The 26,256-nt window shown below is 70.9% G+C and carries 18 protein-coding genes; 10 read left to right on the plus strand and 8 right to left on the minus strand.

Translation table 11 applies throughout. The features are described from left to right. Nucleotides 1–437 precede the first annotated feature (437 nt). The 3 genes from PV682_RS18315 to PV682_RS18325 form a co-directional block, all read right to left on the minus strand. Nucleotides 438–4,007, minus strand: coding sequence for a hypothetical protein (locus PV682_RS18315; RefSeq protein WP_319731075.1), 3,570 nt, complete (start codon nt 4,005–4,007; stop codon nt 438–440). Between the two features lie 137 nt (nt 4,008–4,144). Beyond that, on the minus strand, nt 4,145–5,791 hold the full coding sequence (locus PV682_RS18320; RefSeq protein ID WP_319731076.1) for a S1 family peptidase: 1,647 nt from the start codon (nt 5,789–5,791) through the stop codon (nt 4,145–4,147). An 89-nt stretch (nt 5,792–5,880) separates the two neighbouring features. Then, complete coding sequence (locus tag PV682_RS18325) at nt 5,881–6,381, minus strand: hypothetical protein (protein ID WP_319731078.1); 501 nt, start codon at nt 6,379–6,381, stop codon at nt 5,881–5,883. Between the two features lie 500 nt (nt 6,382–6,881). Here PV682_RS18325 and PV682_RS18330 point away from each other — a divergent pair, with 500 nt between their 5' ends. From PV682_RS18330 to PV682_RS18370, 9 genes are all read left to right on the plus strand, one after another. Continuing rightward, on the plus strand, nt 6,882–8,150 hold the full coding sequence (locus PV682_RS18330) for an acyltransferase family protein (protein WP_319731080.1): 1,269 nt from the start codon (nt 6,882–6,884) through the stop codon (nt 8,148–8,150). A 75-nt stretch (nt 8,151–8,225) separates the two neighbouring features. After that, nucleotides 8,226–8,363, plus strand: coding sequence for a hypothetical protein (locus tag PV682_RS18335; protein WP_319731082.1), 138 nt, complete (start codon nt 8,226–8,228; stop codon nt 8,361–8,363). Between the two features lie 619 nt (nt 8,364–8,982). Further along, on the plus strand, nt 8,983–10,305 hold the full coding sequence (locus PV682_RS18340; RefSeq protein ID WP_319731084.1) for a hypothetical protein: 1,323 nt from the start codon (nt 8,983–8,985) through the stop codon (nt 10,303–10,305). Then, nucleotides 10,302–11,309 carry a glutamate ABC transporter substrate-binding protein gene (locus PV682_RS18345; protein WP_319731086.1) on the plus strand — a complete coding sequence of 336 codons (1,008 nt, stop codon included), beginning with the start codon at nt 10,302–10,304 and terminating at the stop codon, nt 11,307–11,309. The genes PV682_RS18340 and PV682_RS18345 overlap by 4 nt, the downstream gene beginning before the upstream one ends. Before the next feature lie 83 nt (nt 11,310–11,392). Continuing rightward, nucleotides 11,393–12,661, plus strand: a complete 1,269-nt coding sequence (locus tag PV682_RS18350) for a coiled-coil domain-containing protein (RefSeq protein ID WP_319731088.1) — start codon at nt 11,393–11,395, stop codon at nt 12,659–12,661. Further along, nucleotides 12,658–15,285 (plus strand): serine/threonine-protein kinase, encoded by a 2,628-nt coding sequence (locus PV682_RS18355; RefSeq protein ID WP_319731090.1) that lies wholly within the window; start codon nt 12,658–12,660, stop codon nt 15,283–15,285. The genes PV682_RS18350 and PV682_RS18355 overlap by 4 nt, the downstream gene beginning before the upstream one ends. A 3-nt stretch (nt 15,286–15,288) precedes the next feature. Beyond that, a complete protein-coding gene (locus PV682_RS18360) occupies nt 15,289–16,521 on the plus strand; it encodes a PP2C family serine/threonine-protein phosphatase (RefSeq protein WP_319731092.1) in 1,233 nt (410 codons plus the stop codon). Between the two features lie 81 nt (nt 16,522–16,602). Then, entirely contained in the window at nt 16,603–17,949 is a 1,347-nt protein-coding gene (locus tag PV682_RS18365) for a vWA domain-containing protein (protein WP_319731094.1), read from the plus strand. Nucleotides 17,950–17,998: 49 nt separating this feature from the next. Beyond that, nucleotides 17,999–20,272 (plus strand): FHA domain-containing protein, encoded by a 2,274-nt coding sequence (locus PV682_RS18370; protein ID WP_319731096.1) that lies wholly within the window; start codon nt 17,999–18,001, stop codon nt 20,270–20,272. 169 nt (nt 20,273–20,441) lie between these two features. Here PV682_RS18370 and PV682_RS18375 read toward each other — a convergent pair whose 3' ends face one another. Continuing rightward, on the minus strand, nt 20,442–21,344 hold the full coding sequence (locus tag PV682_RS18375; protein WP_319731098.1) for a methyltransferase domain-containing protein: 903 nt from the start codon (nt 21,342–21,344) through the stop codon (nt 20,442–20,444). An 83-nt stretch (nt 21,345–21,427) separates the two neighbouring features. Between PV682_RS18375 and PV682_RS18380 the strand changes: the two genes are divergently transcribed. After that, complete coding sequence (locus PV682_RS18380; RefSeq protein ID WP_319731099.1) at nt 21,428–21,841, plus strand: globin; 414 nt, start codon at nt 21,428–21,430, stop codon at nt 21,839–21,841. A gap of 40 nt (nt 21,842–21,881) precedes the next feature. Here PV682_RS18380 and PV682_RS18385 read toward each other — a convergent pair whose 3' ends face one another. From PV682_RS18385 to PV682_RS18400, 4 genes are all read right to left on the minus strand, one after another. Continuing rightward, nucleotides 21,882–22,553, minus strand: coding sequence for a hypothetical protein (locus tag PV682_RS18385; RefSeq protein WP_319731101.1), 672 nt, complete (start codon nt 22,551–22,553; stop codon nt 21,882–21,884). Further along, nucleotides 22,550–22,960 (minus strand): acyl-CoA thioesterase, encoded by a 411-nt coding sequence (locus tag PV682_RS18390; RefSeq protein WP_055717978.1) that lies wholly within the window; start codon nt 22,958–22,960, stop codon nt 22,550–22,552. The genes PV682_RS18385 and PV682_RS18390 overlap by 4 nt, the downstream gene beginning before the upstream one ends. A gap of 2 nt (nt 22,961–22,962) precedes the next feature. Further along, nucleotides 22,963–24,627, minus strand: coding sequence for an energy-dependent translational throttle protein EttA (ettA, locus tag PV682_RS18395; RefSeq protein ID WP_319731104.1), 1,665 nt, complete (start codon nt 24,625–24,627; stop codon nt 22,963–22,965). Nucleotides 24,628–24,796: 169 nt separating this feature from the next. Beyond that, on the minus strand, nt 24,797–26,200 hold the full coding sequence (locus PV682_RS18400) for a Cys-Gln thioester bond-forming surface protein (protein ID WP_319731106.1): 1,404 nt from the start codon (nt 26,198–26,200) through the stop codon (nt 24,797–24,799). Nucleotides 26,201–26,256 lie beyond the last annotated feature (56 nt).

Consider the following 26,256-nt stretch of genomic DNA (forward strand, 5'->3'; position numbering starts at 1 on the left):
TCACACCATCCCGAACGGCCGAATCCTCACATCGGTCACGCCCAACCAGGACACTTCAACAAGATCGTGTTACGAGCTCTACGCACTCATCTGCTGGATGTGCACCCCAGAGAAGGAGCGCACATCCAGCAGAGCTGGTCACCGCCACTCGGCTGGAAGGTTCTTCATCTGCTCCAGCAAGTCCCACTTCTCTGGACGGCTACTGGGTTCGTCCCAACGGGCACCATTGGCCACCCATAGGCCGCGAAGTTGCCGGACCTGGAACAAATCGTCGTCACCAATTCCCGACTCATTGCCACAGCAGTCGCAGATTACGTACTGGGGTACGCCGTACCGGTCCCGGAGAATATCCCCTTCGTCTCGGCCACAGATACGGCAAACTGTTTCTTCCAAGCTTTGATCAGCCTCTCGCGAGGTTCCGACAATCTCTGATTCCATCATTTGAGCTCCGTTCCGCGATGAACATCGTCGAGCCAATCCTCCAAGGTGGTGGTGTAGCCATTCGGATTATCGATCGGATGGAAGGGGGCAGGTTTGTACATAGTCTGAGGAACACCGTCCGAGGTGAAAGCGGCCCACGACTTACTATTGTTGTCAAATATAGCGACCGCGCCACCGTTCTGCTGATAGACGCGGAAATCGGGAGTCGACTTGCCATTTTTAATGGCATCCCGAGCGATTGAACTGTACCGGTGGGCGAGTTCGACATATTCCGACATGGAGGACAGTTCCGGAAACTCTGCCTTGTGCTTTTTCCAGTGGTACGCGGCGTTCTGAGAATTGTTCCGCTTCTTGGTGGATGACCAGACATGCGGCACCTTCCCATCGGCCCGCATCGACTTCGAGAATGCCTCGATCGCCGAGAATCCATTCTTGCCCCACTTACCTCCTGTCGCGCCCCAACCCACGACAGGAACCGCCGCCGCGCACGACAGGCCGGAGTTGAGGGCGTCTCCCTCAGCGCCGTACCAGCCGCAGTTGATGAGGTCGAACGCCTCACCTGCGGCGGGGATCATACCGGCGGCATCCAGGAGCAGGTGACCGCCGGTGGCGACGTAATCCCACCAACTGCTCTCGTCGCCAGCCGCAAGATCGGCCAGCGCATCCTCAAGTGCCTGGGCTTCCGCCACATCTCGCCGATACTCGGCGTTACGGAGGGTTTCCTGGATCTCCTGGAGGATTTTGGTCGTGACGGCCCGGTACGCGTCGTCGGCGGCCGCTCGCGCCTCCGTCGACGACTTACCCGCAGCGTTCGCCGAGGCACGTGCCTCGTTCGAGGCTTCCCAGGCAGCGCCGGCGGAGCCCTGGGCAGCGGCGGCCGAAGCGGTGGCCTGGGCGGCGGAGTTGCTCGCCCGGCGGGCTGCGGCGTGGGCGTTCGCCTCGGCCGTGCGGGCCGTGCGGGCGGAAGCTGCCGCCTGGGCCGCTGATTTCTCGGCGGCGGTGGCCGATGCGCGGGCCTGGGCGGCGTACTCGTCCGCCTGCTTGGCGGACGCGGCGGCCTGCTGGGCGTACCCAGCCGCTTCCGACGCCGCCTTGCGGGCCTCGGCGGCGACCTTCTGTGCGAGAGCCGCGTTCTGCTGAGCGGTCGCCGAGACGCGGGCCGCACCCGAGATCAGCCGCTGGACACGAGCCACATGGGTCGCCGTCAGGAAGTCGGCGCGCTGAGCGGCGTACTGCCCGACGCTGATGAACGCGTGCAGTACATCCGGCGGCCCGGCCAGGGCGACCTTGGCGGCGGCAGAGAGCTCGGCGCCACCGTTCTCCATCAACTGCACGGCCCGCACCCGCTCGTCGTCGGTACGCGCGGTGAAGTAGCCGGTGGTGAGGAACTGGCGCATCCGGTCGGTGGAGTTCGAGTCGAGCACAGCGCGCCCGGCCTCCGTCACCCCTGGACCGGCGCCGTCGATGAGCCCGGTGATCTCGATGCGGTAGTCGTGGGCAGCCGCCGTGTGCTGGCCGGTGGCCAGGAACGCGCGGATCGAGACGGCGTCGCCGTCCAGCGCGGTCTCGGCCGCGGTACGGACAGCGGCTGACTCCGCGTCGGTGGCCAACTGGAGGACCCGGCCGTACGCGTCCTGCTCCTCGGCCTGCTTCAGTCCCGTCCGCAGGTACTCGACGACCTGCCCGTCCGGGACCGCCAGCGCGACCTCGGCGGCGGTGACACTCCACGGGCCGCGCGTCGACGCGATGTGCAGCGCGACCTTGCGGCCCTTGGCCGCGGCCTCGGCCACGTCCACACCGGGCTGCGCGGCCTGTTCGGCGAGGGCGGCGGCCTCGGCGTCCTTCGCCTTCGCCTCTTCGGCGCGGACCTTGCCGCGCGCCTCGCGCTCAGCGGTCAGCTGTTTGACGTACTCGGCACGGGCCGTCGACTGCGCGCTGCGGGCGGCCAGTTCGGCCGTCTCGGCTTCCCGGGCCAGGTCGAACGTCCTGCGCGCGGTGGCGACGGCGGCGGTGGCCACGTTCGCAGCGGCGGTGGCCGCGTTCGCGTGCTTGGTGGACTCCGTGGCGGCCTTCGCGGCATCGCCGGCGTGTTTCGCGGCCTCCTCCGCGGCCGTCGCGGCGTTCTCGGCATGTACGGCGGCCGAGTTGGCGGCGTCCCGTGCCTCGTAAGCGGCCTTGGCCGACCGGCTCGCCAGCGCCTGCGCGGTGTTCGCCGCGCTGGTGGCGTTCGCGGCGTGCCGACGGGCGTCGGCGGCTGCGGTCCGCGCCCGCTGGGCCTCGGCGTCGGACACACCCGCGTGTCCGCTCGCGGCGGTCGCCGCGGCTGCGGCGGCATCCGCGTTGGCTCCGGCGCTGATGGCGGCCTGCGCCGCGTCGCCCGCCTCGGCGGCGGCCTGGCCTGCGAAGTCGGCGGCGATGGCGGCTGTCCTGGCGCCCCTCGCGGCGTCCCTGGCCTTGTGCGCGGCCTGGTTCGCGGCGTCCGCCTTGGTCGCGTCGGTCGCCGCGTCCGCTGCCGCGGTGCGTGCCTGCGACGCGGCCTGGGCAGCCGCGGCGGCGGCCGAAGCGGCCTGGGAGGCGGCGTTGGCGGCGATGCGTGCGGAGGTGTTGGCGGCGGCTGCCGAGGCGATGGCCTGCTCGGCCGCGCGCGCCGCGCCCTGGGCCGCGTCGGCGGCGCGTCCGGCCGCGCTCGATGCCCGCCGGGCGTCGGCGCCGGCGGCCTCGGTCTCCTTGGCCGCCTTCTGCGCGGCTTCCTTGGCGAGTTGCGTGGCCTCGATCGCCCTGGCCGAAGCCTCCTTGGCGGCCTCGGTCTCCTTGGCCGCCTGCCGTCCCGCTTCCGTCGCCTGCTGCGCGAGGTCGGCGATCGTCGCCTGTTCCTGGTCACGTGCGCGGGCGATGTACTGGCCGACGGCGAGGAACTCCCGTACGTCGTCCACCGTGCCGCTCAGCGCTGCCCGACCCGCCTCGCGGGTGGCCTGGCCGCCGGTGCTCATGATCTGCACGAGGGCGACGCGGTCGTCACTGTCGCGGGCCGTGTACTGGCCGTCGTTCAGGAATACCCGGACGTCCTGGATGGTCCCGTTCAAGGCCGCCCGGCCCTTGGCCTGCACCTCGCGCCCGCCGAAGGAGACGACCTGCGCGGCCTGGACCCGCTGGTCCTCCTCCAGCGGCTTCTGCCAGCCGTCCTTGAGGAACGCCGTCAGCTGCTGCGGGGTGCCGGCGAGCGCCGTCCGGGCGGCCTCGCGCACCGCGCGCCCGCCCATGGAGAGGATCTGTACGGTGCCGACCCGGTCGTCGCTGAGCTGAGCGACCGCCGCTTCCTGGTCCAGGAAACGGCGGACGTCCGTGTCGGTACCGGTGAGAGCGACCTCGGCCGCCGCACGGGTACCGGGTCCCCCGGTCTTCCAGAGTTCGAGGACCTTGCCCCGGTCCGTCGGCGGGATGTGCTCCAGGCCCGTCGGCTCGGGTTCGGACGGATCGTCCACCGCTGCGGCGGGTACGCCGGATATGAGCCCGGCCAGGAGGGCTACGAGCAGCGAGAGGCACAGTGCTGTGGCCGACTGCCTCACTTTGCCGCGCCGAACTACGGCAGCTCCTTCCGGAAGAAGCTTTGTCGATTTGTTTTTTCTTCTCGTCAAGAAACGACACCCTCTCCGCTTCATGAGGCGGCTCCGGCCCGCCAAGCGAGCCGGAGCCCTGTCCAAGGTCAGTTCCAGCTGCCGGTGAGGGCGAGGGAGGTGGGGTTGGCCGGGGCGGCGGGGGGTGTGTCGGCGGGTTCCCAGGTGCCGTCGGTGTGGCGGATCGTGTGGAGGATGCGGCCGTCGCGGATGACCGCGGTGTGGAACTCGTTGTCCACGGTGGTCGCATCGACGGCGGTCACCGGGCCGGTGCCCAGGACGCCGGTGAGGTTGCCGAACGAGGTCCAGGTGCCGTCGGCGATGCGGGCGACGTGGCGGACGGTCCCGGTGGGCTCGACGAGGACGGCCTGGAGGTCGGCGGTGCTGGTGCCGGAGAACGCCATCGACCGGACAGTGGCCGGCGCGCCGGAGACCTTCGTGATCTCGCCCCAGGTGCCCCAGGTGCCGTCCGTGCCGCGGATGGTGTGGTAGGCCTTGCCGTTGTTGGCGATGACACCGACGTGGGTGGTGTCGCCGACCTTCGCGACGGTGATGTCGGTGGGGGTGGCGAGGGTTCCGACCGCGGCGGTGACGTCGCCCCACTTGGACCATGTGCCGGAGGCGTCGCGCACGGCGTGGTGGACGCGGCTGCCGGTGATCGCGACCAGGCCCAGGGCGGAGCCGGTGGAGGTCACGGCGATCTTCTTCAGCCCGGTCAGCGCGCCGAGTTCGCCGGTGAGGGGACGGAAGGCGACCCAGGTGCCGTTGGGGTTGCGCTTCGCCTCGTACACGACACCGTCCGCGCCGAGCGCGAGCACGGTGTTCGTGCCGCTGACGGCCGCGTCGGAGGCCTGCGCGATGTCCCCGATGCCGCCGGCAGCCCGCTCGACGTCACCGAACGCCGACCAGTCCCAGTTGCTGTCGCGCACCGTGTGGAAGAGGTCCTTGTTCGCGACGGTGACCATCTGGAGACGCCACGGGGTCAGCGTCGAGGCGGTGGACTGCCTCACCCAGGCGGCGAGGTCGTCGACACGGGTGGCGAGAGCGTCGGTACGGGTCTCGGTGACACCGAGGCAGCCGCCCTGCCAGGACGCGGTGGTCACCGCCGCAAGCTCCAGCAGGCCGTCCTTCTCCCGGAAGACCGGCGCACCGGTGTCGCCCTTGCAGACGGGGGTGCCGTCGATCTGGAGCTCGGTCGCGTCCGCACGGTTGACCGTGAACGCGCCCGAACGCAGCGTGCTCGGCACCCAGGTGTCCTTGGTCCGCCCGTAACCGGTGCCCTTCAGCTGCTCACCGGCCGTCGGCGCGGTCGCACCGACCCGCAGCGGGGTGATACCGCGCACGGGGGTGGCGAGCCGGGCCAGCACCAGATCACGGTCCGCGTGCGGGACCAGCTCCACGACGTCCCTGACCTGACCGGCCGTGGTCGTCAGATCGGTACGGCCGACGGTCGCGGTCGTCTTCCACTTCGGCGCGCCCGCAGCGACCGTGAAACCCGCCGAGGGGTCGGCGGCGAAACAACTGCTCGCGGTGAGAATCCACTGCGCGTTCACCAGAGTGCCGGTACAGGAACGGAACGTGTCACCGATCGCGAGCTTCGCAGTGAACGCATACGACGCCGCGGTCACCGAGTCCCCGCCGAGCGCTGTGGCCTGGGTGCTGGTGCACAGGGAGGCGGCGACGATCGAAGTCGTGACGAGGGCAGTGGTACGCAGACGTGATGGGGTACGGCGCATGGAAAACTTTCTGTGATGTCCGCTGAAAAAGTGCTGGATCGACTCGGCGGCGCGGCCGAGCGCGCTCACGCCGAGGAAAGGCGGGCGAATCAGCCCGTGACGCGGAGTTCGAGCAGGACGGTCGGTGCAGTGCCGACTCCCTCGCCGACACCCTTGAATTCACCCTTGGCGACGTTGACGGTCTGGCTCTTCCCCTCGGCGCTCAATTCGGCGCGGACCGCGCGGGCTTCGGTGGCGAGCGCGTAGACCTCGGGGACCTCCAGCGTGAGCCAGCCGGTGGAGGCGGTGGAACGGAAGCAGAACCTGCCGTCGGCGCTCTCCCGGGTCCAGACCTGGATCTGGTTGGTGGCGGCGCTGTCGCAGGTGGTCAGGGTGATGCTGCCGTCGCCGCGCTTGAGGGTGATGCCTTGTTCGGCCTTGATCCTGGCGGCGTCGGGGTACGAGAAGTCCTCCACGACGACGGGCGGGGCGCCGTCGACGGTGGTCCGCCCGGCGGTGGCCGGAGTGGCCACCGCGTAGGTGGCGACGCCGGCCAGAGTGACAGCACCGACGAGCGCGGCACCGAGCAGTCCGAGAGGTCTGGAAATCACGAAGAATCCCTCCGTGTAGGGAACGGTGAAGAACACAGAGGAGGTTGTTCGATCGATCGAACAAAGAGGAAAGAAGGCGACGGTCCGAACGAAAGAAACAAGACGAAGTGACGCACGTCACTTGTGGTGGATTTCGGCCTTCTGGCGTGAAATCTCGTCAACTCGGCCATGACCGAGGCAGCCCCCCTGTGGAAATCGAGATTAACAAAGGGGAGGGCAAAAACAAAGCCTTCGCAAAACGTAAGCAAAGAAAAAGTGCCTTTTACTCACCCATCACCAAATGGGACGAAATGTATCAAACATCACCACCTTGGCGAGCACGCTTGGCGTCAACCATGTGATGACTTTGTTTTCACTTTGTATTTTGTTAGGGTCTCCCTCTCTGTAAGGGGAGTGGCCCTGTCGGCGGCCGCTGAGGGTGGGGACCCGGGGAAGCATCTCTTTCGTCACCTGTGTCTGTGCTCCCTTGTCCGTAGCCCGCGACCCATGGGGAACACTTCGTGATATCCGGAACCGACCTGTCAGGCAGGCCCACCCGTCAGGTCCAGGTCGGGACCCGTACCTTCACATTCACGCCGCGCTGGTCGCACGGCACCGTCGCCGAACTGCTCAGGGGACGCAACAACAGCCTGGGGCTGCTCCGGCTGGTGCTGGCCACCGCGGTGGTCGCGTCCCACGCCCGCGTTCTCGGATACGGCGGCAAGGAGTTCGGCCACACCTTCACCGGCGGCCAGACGGATCTGGGCAAACTCGCGGTGTACGGCTTCTTCGTCCTCTCCGGAATCCTGGTCGCGCGCAGTGGCGCACGGCTCCCGGTCGGCCGGTTCCTGTGGCACCGTGCACTGCGGATCCTGCCCGGGTTCTGGGTCTGCCTGGCGGTGACGGTACTCGTCGTCGCACCGCTGCTGTACTGGAAAGTCCACTCCACCTTCGCCGGGCTGAACGGCCCCGGTGGGCTCGTCGCGCACGTGAAGGCCAACTGGCTGATCGCCACCCGGCAGTACGACATCGCCGGGCTGATGCAGCATCAGCGCGTCGCCGGCGTCACCCACAACGCCGCCTTCAACGGCTCCCTGTGGACGCTGCGTCACGAGGCCCTGTGTTACGTCGTCGTCGCCGTCCTCGCCGTCACCGGTGTCCTCACGCGCGCCCGGCGCGCCGTACTCCTGCTCACGGCCTTTCTCGGCTGGCTCGTCATCCGGCAGGCGATCGACGAGCGGTTCTGGGCCGGTGCGTACGACGCGCGCTACTTCCATGCCGTCGAGCTGCCCGGCATCGGCTTCGTCACGCCGGTCTGGATGATCTACCTCGGTTTCGCCTTCTCCCTCGGAATGCTGATCGAGCTGTACAAGGAGCGCGTACCCGTCAGCGACGCGCTCGGTGTCGTCGCCCTCGTCGTCATGCTCGGCAGTCTGCACTTCGGGTACTTCTTCGTCGTCGGGGTCCCGGCCTTCGCGTACGCCCTCGTGTGGCTCGCCATCCGGCTTCCCGCTCCGTTCCGCCGTATCGGTGCCCGCAACGACTACTCGTACGGCATCTACATCTACGGCTTCCTCGTCCAGCAGACGCTCGCCGTCCTCGACGTCCCCCGCTTCGGGCTCCCTGTCTACTTCGCGCTGACCATGGTGCTCACCGTCGCGCTCGCCGCAGCGTCCTGGCACCTCGTCGAACAGCCCGCGCTCCGTCTGAAGGACCTCGGCGGGAACACCCCCGCCGCCCCCGCCCCCGTCTCTTCCGCCCCGGCGAAGGAGAACGCGACCGTGGGGTGACGCCGGGAGGACACCGTGCGCGGACGTGTCGGGGCGAGGGGGGTACGTACGACCATCGTGGAAGGAATGACAGCAATGACGTCCACCCCTGAAAGCCACCCCGAGCGGGAGACTGCCGACGCCGACGACGGCGAGTACCCCTTCGGGGAGCCCGGTTGGTCCGACGAGGACACGGTCTGCCCATGCTGCGGCGATGAACTGAGTGGGCACTGACTCGGACAGGTCGGGACACAGGATGCCCAGAGTCTTTGACCCCATGGACTGATATCTGCCGGAACCGGTGAAGAACACTCCCCTTGAAAGGCGAGCCGACGGCGTTTCGGACGGGGAATCCGCGGGAGTTGGCGACTTGTGGAACCTGGTGTCGAAAGTCGCCCGCTCCCGGTTCTGCCGGTGCGGACACCTCGTCGGAACACGGACCGCACGAGCCCTCAACGCCGTTACGAATCGCCCCAAGGTACGTCAGTGACTCCGCCCTTGCCGGAAACACGGGCCCGATACACGTCCCACCCCCCGAACTCCCGCTGAGGTCGAACCCCCGCCAGGCGGGGCAAGTTGAACGTCGTGGAGGACGAGGAGGTCGCCTTCGTCGGTGGTGATGTGGCCGTGGAAGGGGGGCCGGTACCCCGGGGCAGTCCCCGAAGACCCGGAGACCCCCATAAGGAACCGAACACACGCTCCCCGCGTATTCATGGGCAGAAGGTTCATGCGCAGGTGGTGACACGAACCGATCAAGATCCAGTGAAGTCCGGTGCGCGGTGAGCCTCGGGGCGGTGATACTTGCGGCGCGGACGGGACACGGGGGGGGTCGGCAGTGGGGAATCGGCCGGATGTGGGCGGTCGGAGAACGGCGTGGGCGGAGAACACCGAACGGCTGAGGCGCGCGGCGACGACGGAGCCGGGACGGCTGCGGATCATCGGCGCGGTGCTGGCGGTGCTGGTCGTGGCGTTCGGCGCGGTGACCGCGTGGCAGATGACCGACCGTTCGGACGCGGCCGACGACGTCCTGTACAACAGCCAGCCGTTGACGAGTGACGCGGCGGACATCTACCGCGCGCTCGCGGAGGCGAACACGGCCGCGTCGAGCGCGTTCCTGGCGGGCGGCCAGGAGACGCCCGAGGCCCGGCGGACGTACGAGGAGAACATCGACGCGGCGGCGCGCAAGCTGGTGAAGGCCGCGGGCAGCGCGCGTGAGGGTTCCGCGTCGGCGGCGGCGATCACGCAGTTGAACACGGCGTTGCCGGTGTACAAGGGCCTGGTGGAGCGGGCGCGTACGTACAACCGCATGGGTTTCCCGGTCGGCGGCGCCTATCTGCGGTACGCCAACCAGAAGATGCAGGACGAGATGCTGGAGGCGGCGCACAGCCTCTACGCGCAGGAGAACGACCGCCTCGACGCGGATTACGCGGCCGCGAAGCCGTACCCCTGGGCCGCGTTGACGCTCGGCGTCCTCGCGCTGGCCGCTCTCGGCGCCGCACAGGTGCGTGAATACCGGCGTACGAACCGGGTGTTGAGCCACGGCCTGGTCGCGGCGGCGGGCGCGACGACGGTCGTCCTGCTGTGGCTGGTCGTCGGACACAGCGTGGCCCGCGCGGAGTTGACCGCCTCGTACGACCACGGGGTGCGTTCGCTGACGGTGCTGCACGACGCGCGGATCGCGGCGCTGAAGGCGCGGGGGAACGAGAACCTGACCCTGATCGCGCGCGGCGCGGAGACCACGAAGGTCGGGAAGGACACGAAGGACAAGTACGACGTGGAGTACGGCGACGAGATGGGCCGGCTGGTCTCCGGGCTCACCCGGGCGGAGACCCTCGCGGACGACAAGTCCGGCCGGACGCCGGTCGCTTCGGCCCGGCAGAGCGTGAACGAGTGGAAGTCGCGCCACGCCGAGGCCCGCGAGGCGGACGAGAACGGCGACTACGAGGTCGCCCTGAAGCAGGTCGTGGGCTCCGGCGAGACCACCGACGACTCGTTCGGCGCCGTCGACAAGAGCCTCGAACTGGCCATCTCCCACGAGCAGTCGGAGTTCAAGCAGGCCGCCAGGGACGGCCGGGGCGCCTTCTCCGGCCTCCCCCTCGGCGCCGGTGTCCTCGCCGTCCTGGCCGCCGCGGGCGCCGTGCTCGGCATCGGCCGCAGACTGTCGGAGTTCCGATGAGCAGGGGAGGATCCATGCCGGGCAGGGGCAAGGGCTGGGGCGGAGTCGGCGTGATGGCGGCCGTCGTCGGCGTACTCGTGCTGGCCGTCGCCCTGTTGCTGCCGCTGGCGCGGGGACACCGGGAGGGTCGAGGGACGCAGCCGGTCGCGGACACGGCCGGGGCCGCAGCGGAGACCTGCGCGAACCCGGAGGCGCAGACGCTGCGCCCCTCCACCGCGGACGGCCCGACGATCGCGAAGATCAAGGCGCGGACGGGGGCGCAGCGCAAGCTGATCGTCGGCGTCGACCAGAACAGCTACCGCTGGGGCTACCGCGACCCGAACAACACCAGGGCGGCGCTCGAGGGTTTCGACATCGACCTGGTGCACGAGATCGCGGGGAACATCCTGGGGGACCCGGGCGCCGTCCAGTTCAGGGCGATTCCGACGAACGAGCGGATCAACGCCATCCAGAAGGGCGAGGTCGACATGGTCGTGCGGACCATGACGATCAACTGTGCGCGGATCGAGCAGGTCGCGTTCTCCGCACCGTACTTCAGGACGGGCCAGCAGGTTCTCGCGCCGAAGGCCGCGCTGGGGATCACCGGCTTCGACAAGAGCCTCGCGGGCAAGAAGGTCTGTGTGGCGTCGGGTTCGATCGCGGAGACGGAGTTCGAGGCGGACAAGCAGGGCGCGACCGCCCTCGTCGTCCCGAACCAACTCGACTGCCTGGTACGGCTCCAGCTCGGTGAGGCGGACGCCGTCATCACGGACAGCGCCCTCGCCGCGAGTCAGGCCGCCCAGGACCCGACGGTCGAGCTGAAGGGCAGGCCGTTCACGACCGAGTACTACGGCGTCGCCATGAAGCTGGACGCGAACGACTTGGTGAGCAGGGTCAACCAGGTTCTCGCGCAGTACCGTTCGGGCGGCTGGCAGACCTCGTACAAGAAGTGGCTGTCCCCGACGATGGGCAACGACTTCGCACCGTACTTGCCGACCAACCCCGTCTATCTGCGCACCCGTTAGACGACCACACGGACAGGGAAGATCGACCGCACAGAGCAACCACCCCCGGCAGCAACTCCGGCAGCAACGACAAGAGGTGATCGATGGGCGTCGCGGGACCCCCTGGTCCGGTGATGGACCGGGACGAGGTGGACCGTGCGCTGGCGCGGCTCGGCCAGGAGCACGAGGCGATCGAGACCTCCCTGCTCGCGCTCCAGGACCACGCGGGCCGGCGTCTGCTGGAGGGCGCGGAGCTGACCGGCGTCACGCGCGAGCGCTGGGCCGCGGCCGACACCGCGATATCCCTGCTGTGGACGTACTTCGACGCGTACACGGACGCCCTGCGCTCGGCCCGGGAGATCCGCTCGCGGCGCCGCTGGTCCTCCCGCGAGGACCTGGCCGAGCTGACGGAACTCCTGCGCGGCGAACCGATATCCGTGGCGGGCACCGGCGTCCTGGCGGAGCACTTCTCGCTGGCGGCCCTGGTGGACCGCATGAACGACCTGTACGCCTCGTCCCTGGACCTGGTGGTGGCGGCGGACGCCGTCTGGTCCGCGCTCCCGGCACGGATCGATTTACTGGCCGCGGAGTTGCAGCGCACCCGCCAGCTGGCGCACTCGGTGGGCGTCCGCCCCGGCGAGCACCCCTCGGGCGACGACCTGGAGCAGATCACCCGCACGCTGACGGACCTGCGGGCGCGGGTGGTGTCCGACCCGCTGGCCTACTGGGTTCCCACAAAAGGGAGTTCGGCGCCGGGCGGCGGCCGTCCGGACACGACGGTGTACGACCGCGAGGCGCGCGCCCTGGAGGACGTGCGCCGGGAGATCGACGCGGTGCTGACGGTCCGTCAGGACGCGGAGCAGCGTCTCGTGCGGCTGAGGGACGTCCTCTCGCGCGCCGACCGCACCCTCGCCGAGGCGAGGTCGGCCCGCGGCGAGGTCCTGGCGAAGATCGCGGCGACCGAGGTCCCGGTGGTGAGCGGCCCGCCGACGGCGCTCCAGGAGCAGTTGGCGGCGGCGGCCGAGTACCGCAGGCAGGGCCAGTGGCACCGGCTCTCCCCGCTGCTGGAGTCCCTTGAGCAGCAGGCGGACGACGAACTGGAGCGCGCCCGCGAGCAGTTGGGCGCGGTGACGGCACCGCTCGCGATCCGCGCCGAGCTGCGCGGGCGGCTCGACGCGTACAAGGCGAAGGTGGCGCGGCTCGGGCTCGCCGAGGACCCGTTCCTCATCGAGCGGTACGACGCGGCGCGCCGGATGCTGTGGAGCGCGCCCTGCGATCTGCGGGTCGCGGAGCAGGCGGTCCTGCGGTATCAGCGGCTGGCGGCTGAGCTGCTGGCGGCGCCGAAGGACCAGCGGACTGGGGGTACGTCATGAGTCAGGCCGGCCAGAGCTGCCAGCGTCCGGGGTGCGAGGGCGCGTACGAGGACGTCGGCGGCGGCGAACTGTACTGCGACACCTGCGGGTTGGCGCCGGTGGTGTCGGCGACCGGCATGGTCGGCTCGCCCGCCACGAGCGGCATCGCGCCGTCCCCGTCGTCCACCTCCTCCCAGTCGTCCAGGTCCCGCCGCTCGGTCTCCGGCCGCCTTTCGCGCTCGCTGTCGGGCAACGCCTCCAACCGCTCGGTGTCGGTGCGCAGTTCGGGCGCTTCGGCGGGCTCGTCGGGGCGGGCGCGGCTCGGTGTGGGCCTGGTCTCGGTGCCGCAGGTCCCGAAGCCGGACCCGCGCGCGATGGTGCTGGACGACCCGGAGGTGCCGGAGCGCAAGAGGTTCTGTTCGCGCTCCGACTGCGGTGCGCCCGTGGGCCGTTCACGCGGCGAGCGGGTGGGGCGGACCGAGGGGTTCTGCACCAAGTGCGGTCACCCCTATTCCTTCGTACCGAAGTTGAAGGCCGGGGACGTCGTGCACGGCCAGTACGAGGTGGCCGGGTGTCTCGCGCACGGCGGGCTCGGCTGGGTCTACCTCGCCGTGGACCGCGCGGTGTCGGACCGCTGGGTGGTGCTGAAGGGCCTGCTGGACACCGGCGACCAGGACGCGATGGAGGCGGCGATCTCCGAGCGGCGCTTCCTCGCGGAGATCGAGCACGCCAACATCGTCCGCATCTACAACTTCGTCGAGCACCTCGACCAGCGCACCGGCTCCCTCGACGGGTACATCGTCATGGAGTACGTGGGCGGCAAGTCCCTGAAGGAGATAGCGAATTCGCGCCGCGCCCCGGACGGGCGGCGGGATCCGCTGCCGGTGGAGCAGGCGTGCGCGTACGGCATCGAGGCGCTGGAGGCGCTCGGGCACCTGCACAGCCGCAACCTGCTGTACTGCGACTTCAAGGTCGACAACGCGATCCAGTCCGAGGACCAGCTCAAGCTGATCGACATGGGCGCAGTGCGCCGGATGGACGACGACGAGTCGGCGATCTACGGCACGGTCGGCTACCAGGCGCCGGAGGTCGCGGAGGCCGGCCCGTCGGTGGCCAGCGACCTGTACACGGTCGGCCGCACGCTGGCCGTCCTGACCTTCGACTTCCAGGGCTACACGACGGTCTTCGCGGACTCCCTGCCCGACCCCGACCACATCGAGGTCTTCCGCACGTACGAGTCCTTCTACCGTCTCCTGGTCCGCGCCACCGACCCCGACCCGGCCCGGCGGTTCGCCTCCGCGCAGGAGATGGCCGAGCAACTCACCGGCGTACTGCGGGAGGTGGTCTCGATCCAGACCGGCCGCGCGCGACCGGCGTTGTCCACCCTCTTCGGCCCGGAGATCCGCGTCACCGACACCGAGCTGTTCCCCCGACTGGACGGCGAGGTCTCGCGGTCGGGGGCGCGCACGGTCAAGTCGGGCCGTTTCACGCGGATGTTGACGCCGAAGGCGGTGGCCGTGCCGGTGCCGGTGACGGCGAGCCTGCCCCCGGCGGTCGCGAGCCCGGCCGTCACGACGTTCGTCAACAGCCCCACAGCGACGGAGATTTCGAGCGACCCGACGCGCGCGGCGAGCCCCTCGGGGCCCAGGAACACCGTGCTCCCCCCGGCACCGGTGGCACCCACTCCCCCGCCCACCCCCACGACCCTCGTGAAACCGGCCGACGCCCCCACCGCGTCCCTCGCCCTCCCCACTCCCCTGGTCGACCCCACCGACCCCAACGCCGGTTTCCTGGCCGGGCTTTCGGCAACGGCCCCCGGTGAACTGACCGTTGCCCTGGAGGCCGTACCGAACCCCTCGGTGGAGACGCAACTCCGGCAGGTCAGAGCCTGGTTGGAGATGAACGACACCTCAGCGGCCACAACTGCCCTGCGTGCCCTGGAGAATGAGCGGGAGGACGACTGGCGGGTCGTCTGGTACCGCGGCCTCGCCTCGCTCGTCACCGGCGACCACGAGAGCGCGGCGCTGGCCTTCGACGCGATCTACGACGCGTTCCCGGGCGAACCGGCGCCGAAGCTGGCGCTGGGCCTGTGCGCGGAGGTGCTGGGCCAGTTGGACAACGCGGCGGAGTACTACCGCCTGGTGTGGACGACGGACCCGGGCTATGTCAGCGCCGCGTTCGGACTGGCCCGCGTACGCCTCGCCGCCGGCGACCGCGCGGGCGCCGTACGCACCCTCGAATCCGTGCCGGAGTCGTCGATCCACTACACGGCGGCGCGGGTCGCGGCGGTCCGCGCGCGGCTGCGGCAGCGGACGGCGGGCAGCGGCGACGTACCCTTCCTCCAGGACCTCACCGCCGCGGCGGCGCAGGTCGAGGCGCTGGACGCGTACGGCCTTGACCCGAAACGGCGGGAGCGGCTGTCGGCGGAAGTCCTCGGCAGCGCCCTCGACTGGGTACTCTCCGGGGGCCGGGGCAGCGACCCGGCGCCCGCGCGGACGCTGCTCGGCAGCGCCCTCGACGAGCGGGGCCTGCGCTTCGGCCTGGAGCGCTCGTACCGCGCGCTGGCCCGGCTGGCCACCGCCGGTGAGGAGAGGATCGACCTGGTGGAACGAGCCAACCGTTACCGCCCCCGGACATGGGTGTAGTTGATGTCGCAGATGCCCCCGCCGCACACGCCCCCCACGGCAGCCCTGCCGACGTGCCCGAGCTGCGCGGAGCCCCTGGAGTCGGGGGACCGCTACTGCGGCGCGTGCGGATACGACCTGTCGGCCGTGCCGCCACGCCCGGACGACCATCCGACGCTGCCCCTGAACGGCTCGGGCGTCCGCTTCGACCGCCCACAGACTCCGGACCGACCACAAACACCGGACCACCCGCAGACGCCGGACCACCCGCAGACGCCGGAGCCCGAGGAGTACCCCCTCCAGGCCCCCGACCCGCGCGCCGCCGCCGAGGCCGCCGCGGCTCAGCAGGTCTGCGTCGCCTGCCGCGCGGGCCGCGTCGACGGCGACGGCTACTGCGAGAACTGCGGCCACGCCCAGCCCCGCGAACGCGACCACATGGAACGCGAGTCCGGCCCGCTGGCCGCCGTCAGCGACCGGGGGCTGCGCCACCACCGCAACGAGGACGCGTTCGCGGTCGGTACGGCCGTCCTGCCGGACGGCGCCCCGGCGAGCGTCGCGATCGTCTGCGACGGCGTCTCCTCGGCGACCCGCCCGGACGACGCCTCGGAGGCCGCCGCCCGCGCCGCGCACGACACGGTCCTCGCGGCGCTCCCGCAGGGCACGCACCCCCAACAGGCCCTGCACGACGCGATCGTGGCCGCCGCGCGCGCGGTCAACGCGCTGGCCGACGAGGACGGCGGCGCCCGCGAGCACTCCCCGCACCAGAACGCCCCGGCCTGCACGATCGTCGGTACGGTCGTGACGCCCGGCCTCCTGGTCGTCGGCTGGGTCGGCGACAGCCGCGCGTACTGGGTGCCCGCCGACCGTTCGGCGCCGGCCGCCCGGCTCACCGAGGACGACTCGTGGGCCGCGCAGATGGTCGCCGCGGGCCTGATGAACGAGGCCGAGGCGTACGCCGACGAGCGCGCCCACGCGATCACCGGGTGGCTCGGCGCGGACGCGTACGAACTGGAGCCGCACACCGCGTCGTTCAAGCCCGACCGGCCCGGCGTGGTCGTCGTGTGCACGGACGGGCTGTGGAACTACGCCGAGGCGGCGGAGGAGATGGCGCGGGTGCTGCCGCTCGACGCGGCGGCGCGTCCGCTGCACAGCGCGCGGGTGCTGGTCGGTCACGCGCTGGACGGTGGGGGCCACGACAACGTAACAGTGGCGGTCGTGCCGTTCCCGGCGGCGGCGATGGGGGCAGGATCGGTCTGAGGTATCGGTCCGAGGCGGGTACCCGGTGGGGGCCGGGTCCACCTCAGTCATGTGCTGTGTTCACAGGGGGATTTGAGCGGTATGGCCAACTTTTCGAAATCCAACGTGCCGCAATTCGCGGTGGACGTCTATCAGAACGAGTACCTGCCCGAGGGCGGTCGCGAGGTGAACGCGATCGTCACGGTCACCTCGACCGGCGGCGGCACGATCGGCGGCGCGGTCACCTCGCCGCACCTCTACTCACCGGCACAGGGCCCCTCCGCCGCCGTGGCGATCATGGTGGACTGCTCGGGGTCGATGGACTACCCGCCGACGAAGATGCGCGGCGCCCGCGAGGCGACGGCCGCTGCGATCGACGCCGTACGCGACGGCGTGCACTTCGCGGTGATCGCCGGGACGCACGTCGCGAAAGAGGTGTACCCCGGCGCCGGGCGCCTCGCCGTCGCCGACGCGACCACCCGCGAGCAGGCCAAGCAGGCGCTGCGCAGGCTCAGCGCCGGGGGCGGTACGGCGATCGGGACCTGGCTGCGGCTCGCGGAGCAGCTGCTGTCCTCGGCGGACGTCGCGATCCGGCACGGCATCGTGCTGACCGACGGGCGCAACGAGCACGAGGAGCCCGAGGCGCTCCGGGCGACCCTCGACCACTGCGCGGGTCGGTTCACGTGTGACGCGCGCGGCGTCGGCACCGACTGGGAAGTGAAAGAAGTCACAGGCATCGCCTCCGCCCTGCTCGGCAGCGCCGACATCGTCGCCGACCCCGCGGGCCTCTCCGCCGACTTCACGCACATGATGGAGACGGCGATGGGCAAGGAAGTCGCCGACGTGGCCCTGCGGTTGTGGACGCCGGTCGGCACGACGGTCAAGTTCGTCAAGCAAGTCGCGCCGACCGTGGAGGAGTTGACCTCGCGGCGTACCGAGTCCGGTCCCCGGTCCGGGGATTACCCCACCGGATCCTGGGGAGACGAGTCCCGCGACTACCACGTCTGCGTGGAGGTGCCGGGTGCCGGACTCGGTCAGGAGATGCTCGCCGCCCGCGTCTCGCTCGTCGTACCGCAGGCGGACGGATCGGTGCGGAACCTCGGCGCGCAAGGGCTGGTGAGGGCCGTGTGGACCGACGACATGACCGCCTCCACGTCCATCAATCCGCAGGTCGCGCACTACACCGGACAGGCCGAACTCGCCCAAGTCATCCAACAGGGGCTGGACTTGCGCAAAGCGGGCGATATGGACGGGGCGACGGCCAAACTCGGCCGGGCCGTCCAGCTCGCGAGTGTCTCGGGGAACGCGGATACTGCGAAACTGCTTGCGAAGGTGGTGGACGTGGTCGATGCCACGACAGGTACTGTGCGGTTGAAGGCGAAGGTCGCCGAGGCCGACGAGATGACTCTCGAAACCCGGTCCACAAAGACTGTTCGTGTAAAGAAGTGACACGGACCGACACCGAGCGACACAGGTAAGGAAAGGGGGACGCGCCGACATGCCGACCTGCCCGAACGGACACCAGTCGGGTTCCGACGACTGGTGCGAGGTCTGCGGTCACCGCATGGCCGGTGCCGTACCTCCGCCGCCACCCCCGCCTCCGCCGCCAGGCGGATACGGCTTCCCTCCTCCGCCGGGCCAGCCCAATGGTCCCGGCGGTCCCGGCGCGGGCGGAGGCCCCGGTGGCGGGCGCCACCTCTCCGCCGTACCCGGCCAGGAGGCCGAGCTGTGCCCGCAGTGCCGGACGCCCCGCGAAGGGGGCGCGCCGTTCTGCGAGGAGTGCCGGTGGAACTTCCTGACGAACACGGCCACGTCGTACACCCCGGCCGCACCCCGCCCGTCGAACTCGCCGGGCGGCGGGTTCGGAGGGGCGGGAGGAGCGGGGGGCTTCGGCGGACCCGGAGGGCCTGGGGGTCCTGGCGGGCCCGGCGGGCCCAGTGGGCCTGGGGCTCCCGGTGGACCTGGCGGGTCCAGCGGCTTCGGCGGTTCCGGGGGGCCCGGTGGCTTCGGGGACTCCAGCCGACGGGGCGGGCCTGGCGCGGGTGACTTCGGTGGCCCCGGCTCCGGCGGTCCCGGTTCCGGTGGTCCTGGCGGCTCGGGTGCCTTCGGCGGTCCCGGCGGCTCCGGCGCGCCCGGCGGCTCTGGCGGACCCGGTGGCGGCAGCGGCTTCGGCGGTTCCGGGGGACCCGGTGGCTTCGGGGACTCCAGCCGACGGGGCGGACCCGGCGCGGGTGACTTCGGCGGCCCCGGCTCAGGCGGTCCCGGTGGGGCTCGTGACTTCGGCGGGGCCGAAGGCTCCGGTGCGCCCAGTGGCGGCTACAGCGGTCCGCCCACGACCGGTGGCCCCGGCAACTTCGGCGGCCCCGGTGGGCCTGGCGGTTCCGGTGGGCCCGGCGGTTCCGGCGCACCCGAGGGCCCCGGCGGCGCCGGTGGTCCGGCCGGCGCGCGCTACCCCTCGCCCTCCTTCGGCGGCGGCGACTCCTTCGACTACCAGGGCTCCAGCCCGTCCCGCGTGAACCGTCCCGCCGAACCGATTCCCTTCGGCAGCGAGCCCTCGGGTTCCGCCGGCGCACCGCCCTTCGGCGGACGGCCGGGAGGCCCCCCGCCGACTTCGGGCGGCGGCTTCGGCCGCGACGCCGGTACGGCGACGGGGGCCCCAGGGTCGACCGGTCCCGGTGCCTTCGGGGGCCGGGAGGGGTCGCCGGGGACCGGCGGACCTGGCGGAGCCGGTGGCTTCGGCGGACGCGAGGCGTCGAACCCGAACGGTCCGGGCGGGCCGTTCGGCGGACGCGAGGGAACCGGCCCGGGCGGAGCGGGCGCTTTCGGCGGACGCGAGGGAACCGGCCCCGGTGGAGCCGGTGCCTTCGGCGGACGCGAAGCCTCCGACCCCAACGGCCCCGGCGGCCCCTTCGGCGGACGCGAGGGAACCGGCCGTGGCGGCTCCGGCGCCCCCGCAGGACTGTTCAGCGGCCGGGACACCACGAGCCCGGGCCCCGGCGGCCAGTTCCCCGGCCGCGACGGCAACCCGGCGGGCGCCCCCGGCGGATTCGGCGCGCCCGGTGGACCGGGTGGCCAGGGCGGTCCCGGAGGCCAGAGCGGCCCCGGTGGCCCCGGCGCCCCCAACCCCTTCGGCGACCCTTCACGCCCGGGCCCCGGCGGCCCCGGCACAGCAGGCTCCCCCCAGGCGTTCCAACAGGCAGGCGCGACGGCCCCGCCGAGGTTCCCCCAGCAGGGCAACCAGCCCGGCCCGGGCACCCCGCCCGGCCCCGCGTTCGGCGGCGCCGAGGACGACTGGGTCATCTCCCCACCGACCTCCGGCACCCCCGGCGGCGGCTACGGCTACCCCCAGCCCGGCTCGGCCCCCGGCGCCACCTGGACGGCGACGGTGGGCCCCGACCGCGACTACTTCATGGCGATGATGCAGCGCTCGGGCCCCGAGGCGGCAGGCCTGAACCTCCCGGCGTACTCCCCGGAACAGCAGCGCACCCTCACGGGCAACCAGGTGACGATCGGCCGCCGCCGCCACTCCACGGGCGAGACCCCGGACATAGACCTCTCGGTCCCCCCGGAGGACCCCGGCGTCTCCCACCAGCACGCGGTCCTGGTCCAGCAACCGGACGGCACCTGGGCGGTGGTGGACCAGAACTCCACGAACGGCACCACGGTGAACAACGGCGAGGAACCGATCCAGCCCTTCGTCCCGGTCCCGTTGCAGGACGGCGACCGGGTCCACGTAGGCGCCTGGACGACGATCACGATCAGGCGCGGCTGAACAAAATAGTTTCTGTACACAAGACGTGGCTGTTGCCGAAAACCGGCATCAGCCGCGTCTTTTTCAGGGGCGCGGGGCTGTATCGATCTGCGGCTGCCGCCGCGTGGGCGCGAACAACCACACCGCACCCGCAGCCGCCACACCACCGAACCCACCACCCCCGTAGGCATCACCGCAGCACCCACGAATACGGCCCCTCCGGCGAATCCAGCCAAGCCCGAACCCGCCCACCCACCACACTCACCCCGAACCGCTCCCGCCCAGGCCGCCCCTCCCTCTCCCACACCTCGTAGGCCTCCTCCCCCTCCCCCACCAGCCCAACCATGAACCGAAACCCCTCCTCCCCCTGCACCTCCGCCTCTTCCCGCCGCTCCCCCACCCCCCTGAGCGGCACGAAATAAGCCGGCGTACTCAAGAACCTCCCCTCGGCCCGCCCTTCCCCCACCACCCGCAGCGACACCAGCCCCGACGCGAGCGGCACCAGAATCCGCCCCCCGACCCGGCACTGCCGCACCCATGCCTCAGGCACGGTACGAACCCCGCAGGTCGCGACGACACGATCGTACGGAGCCCCCTCGGGCACCCCCCGAGCCCCGTCCCCCACCACGACGGAAGGCCGGAACCCGGCATCGGCGAGATGCCGCCGCGCGGACTCCACGATCTCCGGCTCGAGATCGACGCTCACCACCCCCCGGTCCCCCAGCCGATGCGCGAGCAGCCCGGCGTTGTACCCGGTCCCGGCCCCCACCTCCAGCACCCGGTCCCCGTCCCGCACCCCCAGGGCGACCAGCATCAGGGCCATCAGCGACGGCTGGCTGCTGGACGAGACGAGTTCCCCGTCCCGCACCCGCGTGGCGAGCGGCACGTCCTCGTAGACCCCCCGCCACCACCGCTCCCGCACCCGCGGATCGGGGTCCTCCTTCCACACCCGCCGGTACCCGCCCGCCCCGGCGACGTAGAAGTACGGCACGAACAGATGCCGGGGCACGGCCAGAAACGCGTCCCGCCACAGCGGCTCCCCCGAGAACACCCCGCTCTCCTCGACGACCCGTACCAGTTCCCGTACGCCCATCCCTCCACTGTGACCCGGAACAGCGCCCCCGGCGAACAGAGGAGGTCCTAGGCCCCGAGTCCTGGTCCCCCCGATCTGAGACCATGGGAGGCGTGAATGAGATCCGGCGCGGCACACTCCAGCAGCAGACCTTCTACGAGCAGGTCGGCGGTGAGGAGACCTTCCGCCGCCTGGTCCGCCGTTTCTACGAGGGCGTGGCGCGGGACCCGATCCTGAAGCCGATGTACCCGGAGGAGGACCTGGGCCCGGCGGAGGAGCGCCTGGCGCTGTTCCTGATGCAGTACTGGGGCGGCCCGACGACGTACAGCGACAACAGGGGCCACCCGCGCCTGCGGATGCGCCACGCGCCGTTCACAGTGGACAGGGCGGCGCACGACGCGTGGCTGAAGCACATGAGGGACGCGGTGGACTCCCTGGACCTCTCGGAGGACCACGAGGCGACGCTGTGGAAGTACCTGACGTACGCGGCGGCGTCGATGGTCAACGCCCCCGACTAGCCAGGGTCGCTGGTCAACGCCCCTGCCCCGTCACGGCAGTTCAGCGCACGCTGAGCCCGAAATCGCCAAGTCCCGCGCGCCGTACGGCGATCGACCCGTGCTCGGTGCGCAGCCGCAGCCACGCCCCGGAGGAGAACAGGCTCGCATCCGGGGTGGCGGGCCGCAGGAACCCGAGCGCCTGGGCGGCGTGAACGGCCCGTACGGGCAGGGGAGTTGCCCCGACCGTACGCGACCAGATCTCCCGCCCGATCCGGTCCAGCTCGGCCCGGGTACGCCGCTCGGCCGCCAACTCCTCGCTGCGGCGCCGGAATTCACCGACGACCCCGGCGACGAGGTCCCGCAGCTCGACGACGCCGGGCAGCCCGCCCTCGGCGCGCCAGCCGCCCTTGGGGGGCAGGACTCCGGCCCAGGGCGGGCCGGTCACCGCGCCCGGCACGGTGAGGAGGGACCCGTTCTCGTCGACGCCCTCCAGCAACTCCCCCGCGGAGACGGTGACATCGAGGCTCGCGTCGAGCCCGTCCTCGTACGGCTTCGCGAGCCGTACGGCCCGTACCGCGAGGACCTCGAAGGACGGGGGCCGTCCGAAGACGGCGAGCGCGGTGCCGGCCGCCTGGAGCCGGACGGCCGCGCCTCGGTCGTAGTGCAGCAGCCGGGAGAGGAAGGCGGCGAGGTCGGCGGCCTCCCCCTCGTCGGCGAGATGGAGCACCGTCATGCGGCGACGGCCCCCTGCGGGTCGTCGCGGTACTCCTCCAGGAACTCCCGCTCCTCCGCGGTGAGCCGGCGGGGCCGCTCCGCCTGGAAGTCGAACGGGACGATGACGGTGGCGGCGCGGACGTACACGACGCCGTCGTCCTTCACCTCGTACCGGACGGTGAAGGACGCGGCCCGTATCTCCGTGACCCACAGCTCGATGGTGACCGGCGCGTGCCGGTGGACCAACTGCCGTTTGTAGTCGATCTCGTGGCGCGACACCACCGACCCCTGCTGGAAGTCCTTGTCCGGACGGAACAGGAAGTCGATGCGCGCTTCCTCCAGGTAGCGGAGGAAGACCACGTTGTTGACGTGGCCGTAGGCGTCCATGTCCGCCCAGCGCAGGGGGCAGTGGTAGATGTGCCGCAAGGTCAGCCCCGGGTCAGCTTCTTGTAGGTGGCGCGGTGCGGGCGGGCGGCGTCCGCACCGAGCCGCTCGACCTTGTTCTTCTCGTAGGACTCGAAGTTGCCCTCGAACCAGAACCACTTGGACTCGCCCTCGTAGGCGAGGATGTGCGTGGCGACCCGGTCGAGGAACCAGCGGTCGTGGGAGACGACCACGGCCGCGCCCGGGAACTCCAGGAGCGCGTTCTCCAGCGAGGAGAGCGTCTCGACGTCGAGGTCGTTGGTCGGCTCGTCGAGGAGGAGCAGGTTGCCGCCCTGCTTGAGGGTGAGCGCGAGGTTGAGGCGGTTGCGCTCACCGCCGGACAGGACGCCGGCGGCCTTCTGCTGGTCGGGGCCCTTGAAGCCGAAGGCGCTGACGTACGCGCGTGAGGGCATCTCGACCTGGCCGACGTTGATGTAGTCCAGCTCGTCGGAGACGACGGCCCACAGCGACTTCTTGGGGTCGATGTTCTCGCGGCTCTGGTCGACGTACGAGATCTTGACGGTCTCGCCGACCTTGATCGTGCCGGAGTCGGGGGTCTCCAGGCCCTGGATCATCTTGAACAGGGTCGTCTTGCCGGCGCCGTTCGGGCCGATGACGCCGACGATGCCGTTGCGCGGGAGCGTGAAGCTGAGGTCGTCGATGAGGACCTTGTCGCCGAACGCCTTGGTCAGGTTGTTGACCTCGACGACGATGGAGCCCAGGCGCGGGCCCGGCGGGATCTGGATCTCCTCGAAGTCCAGCTTCCGCATCTTGTCGGCCTCGGCGGCCATCTCCTCGTACCGGGCGAGGCGGGCCTTCGACTTGGCCTGGCGGCCCTTCGCGTTGGACCGCACCCACTCCAGCTCTTCCTTGAGCCGCTTCTGGCGCTTGGCGTCCTTCTGGCCCTCGACCTTGAGGCGGGTGGCCTTGGTCTCCAGGTACTTGGAGTAGTTGCCCTCGTAGCCGTGCAGCCGGCCGCGGTCGACCTCGCAGATCCAGCCCGCGACGTTGTCGAGGAAGTACCGGTCGTGGGTGACGGCGACGATCGTGCCCTCGTACTTGGCGAGGTGCTGCTCCAGCCAGTTCACCGACTCGGCGTCGAGGTGGTTGGTGGGCTCGTCGAGGAGCAGCAGGTCGGGGGCTTCGAGGAGGAGCTTGCACAGGGCGACCCGGCGCTTCTCGCCGCCGGACAGGTTGGTGACCTGCCAGTCGCCGGGCGGGCAGCCCAGCGCGTCCATCGCCTGCTCCAGCTGGGCGTCGAGGTCCCACGCGTTGGCGTGGTCCAGCTCCTCCTGGAGCTTGCCCATCTCGTCGAGCAGCGCGTCGCTGTAGTCGGTCGCCATCAGCTCGGCGATCTCGTTGAAGCGGTCGAGCTTGCCCTTGACCTCGGAGACGCCTTCCTGGACGTTCTCCAGGACCGTCTTCTCCTCGTTCAGCGGCGGCTCCTGGAGCAGGATCCCGACCGTGTATCCCGGCGACAGGAACGCGTCGCCGTTCGACGGCTGGTCGAGACCCGCCATGATCTTCAGGATCGTCGACTTACCGGCCCCGTTCGGCCCGACCACACCGATCTTCGCGCCGGGGAGGAAGTTCAGCGACACGTCGTCAAGGATGACCTTGTCGCCGATCGCCTTGCGCGTCTTGCGCATGGTGTAGATGTACTCAGCCAAGAGAAACCGTCCGGCAACTTGAGATCTGGCAGTGGGCAGATACACCCCATCTTGCCGTACGTCCATCCCTGGGCGGAAACCTGTTGGGCGGGGGTGGGGTGACCTGGGGTTTTCCTCGTAGGTGCGGGTGACCGGCCGGTCACCCTGCGTTTCCGGCGGTCCGGCTCGCCTACTTGCCCGCGCCCTGGTTCTTCCTCGCCGTCAGCACCAGCGCCGTGCCCCCGACGAGGACCAGGCCGATGGCGGTTCCGGCGATGAGGGGGGTCGCGCTGTCGGAGCCCGTGACCGCGAGGTTGGTCGGCGTGGCCGGGAGGACCGTCGCGGGGGCCGGGTCGCTGTAGGTCTGGGTGGTGAGGTTGGAGGTCGTGCGGGACTGGGTCTTGCAGTCGAGGACGCCGGTGAAGCGGGGGGCCGTGCCCTGGGGGGTCGTGAGGGTGAAGTCGTAGGGCTGGTCCTCCTGGAGGGGGACCGTGAAGGTGCGGGTCTCGCCCGCGCCCACCGTGTACTCGGCCGTGAGGAGCGCGAACGTGTACGGCTGGTCGCCCTTGTTGGACGCGGTGATGTCGAGGCCGCCCTTCAGGCAGTCCCGCGCGGCGGAGAGCGCGGGCACCGCCCCCGCCGCGCCCCAGCTGGCCACCGCGCTCGCGGAGACCGTCGACTCGCTGGACCCGGCGAGGATCTGGGTCTGGCTGCGCCCCTCGGAGACGAACGCGCGCCCGACGGGCACGGTCGTCGACGCCTGGAGCGTCACCCGCGCGGACCCGGCGGCGGCCTCGGCCGGCACCTCGAAGTACAGCCGGCTCCCGTCACCGGCTGAGGTGACCGGCTTCCCGTCGGCGTCGACGACCCGTACCCCGCTGATCGCGGCGTCCGGCGGCGGCGCCACGGACACGGTCCCGGCGTCGGTGTGCACGGTCACCGGCCCGAGCAGGTCACCGGGTTTGCCGGAGACGGCCGGGGTGTCGACGGTCAGGGACGCGGGCGGCTCGGCGGCGTCGCGGGCGGCCTTCTCCAGGTAGTCGGCGAGCTGGCGCGCCTGCGGATCGACCGCGTCGACGTCCGCCCCGTCCGAGTACCGCCAGATCGCCACCTGCGTCCCGGCCGCCGCGTCCTGCTCGGTGAGCCCGCTCTTGATCCCGGCCTTCCCTGCGAGCGAGGCGAGGTCGTTGACCTGCGGATAGGAGTTCTGGAGGATCCACCCGACGCGCCCGGCCCGCTTGTTGGCGGCCAGCGAGGTCCCGCTCCACGCGGTCTCGTGGTACTTCGCGTCCTTCTGGGTGGGGGTGTAGACGTCGACGCAGTACGTCTGGAGCGTCCCCCCGCCGTCGACGGACATCTCGAACAGCCCTGCCGGGATCTCCTGGTCGCCGCCCTCCTCGTGGAGCACCGCGCTGCCGTAGACCTTCAGTCCGCCTATGGTCGCGGTCGCCCCGCCCTGCGCCTGCGCACCCGCGGCAGCGGCGGCCTGGCCCGCGCCGGCCAGGATTCCGGCGGCGGCGAGCCCGGACACCAGGGTCACCGCGGCGAGGCGGCCGACCCCTCGGGCGAGCGGCACAGTGATCGAAGAAAGCACGCAATTCCCCTTCGAGCGGGACCCGTTGACGTGGGGGACGGGGTCCCACCAGCAGA

This window comes from Streptomyces niveiscabiei (assembly GCF_033794345.1).
GTDB classification, from domain to species: domain Bacteria; phylum Actinomycetota; class Actinomycetes; order Streptomycetales; family Streptomycetaceae; genus Streptomyces; species Streptomyces niveiscabiei.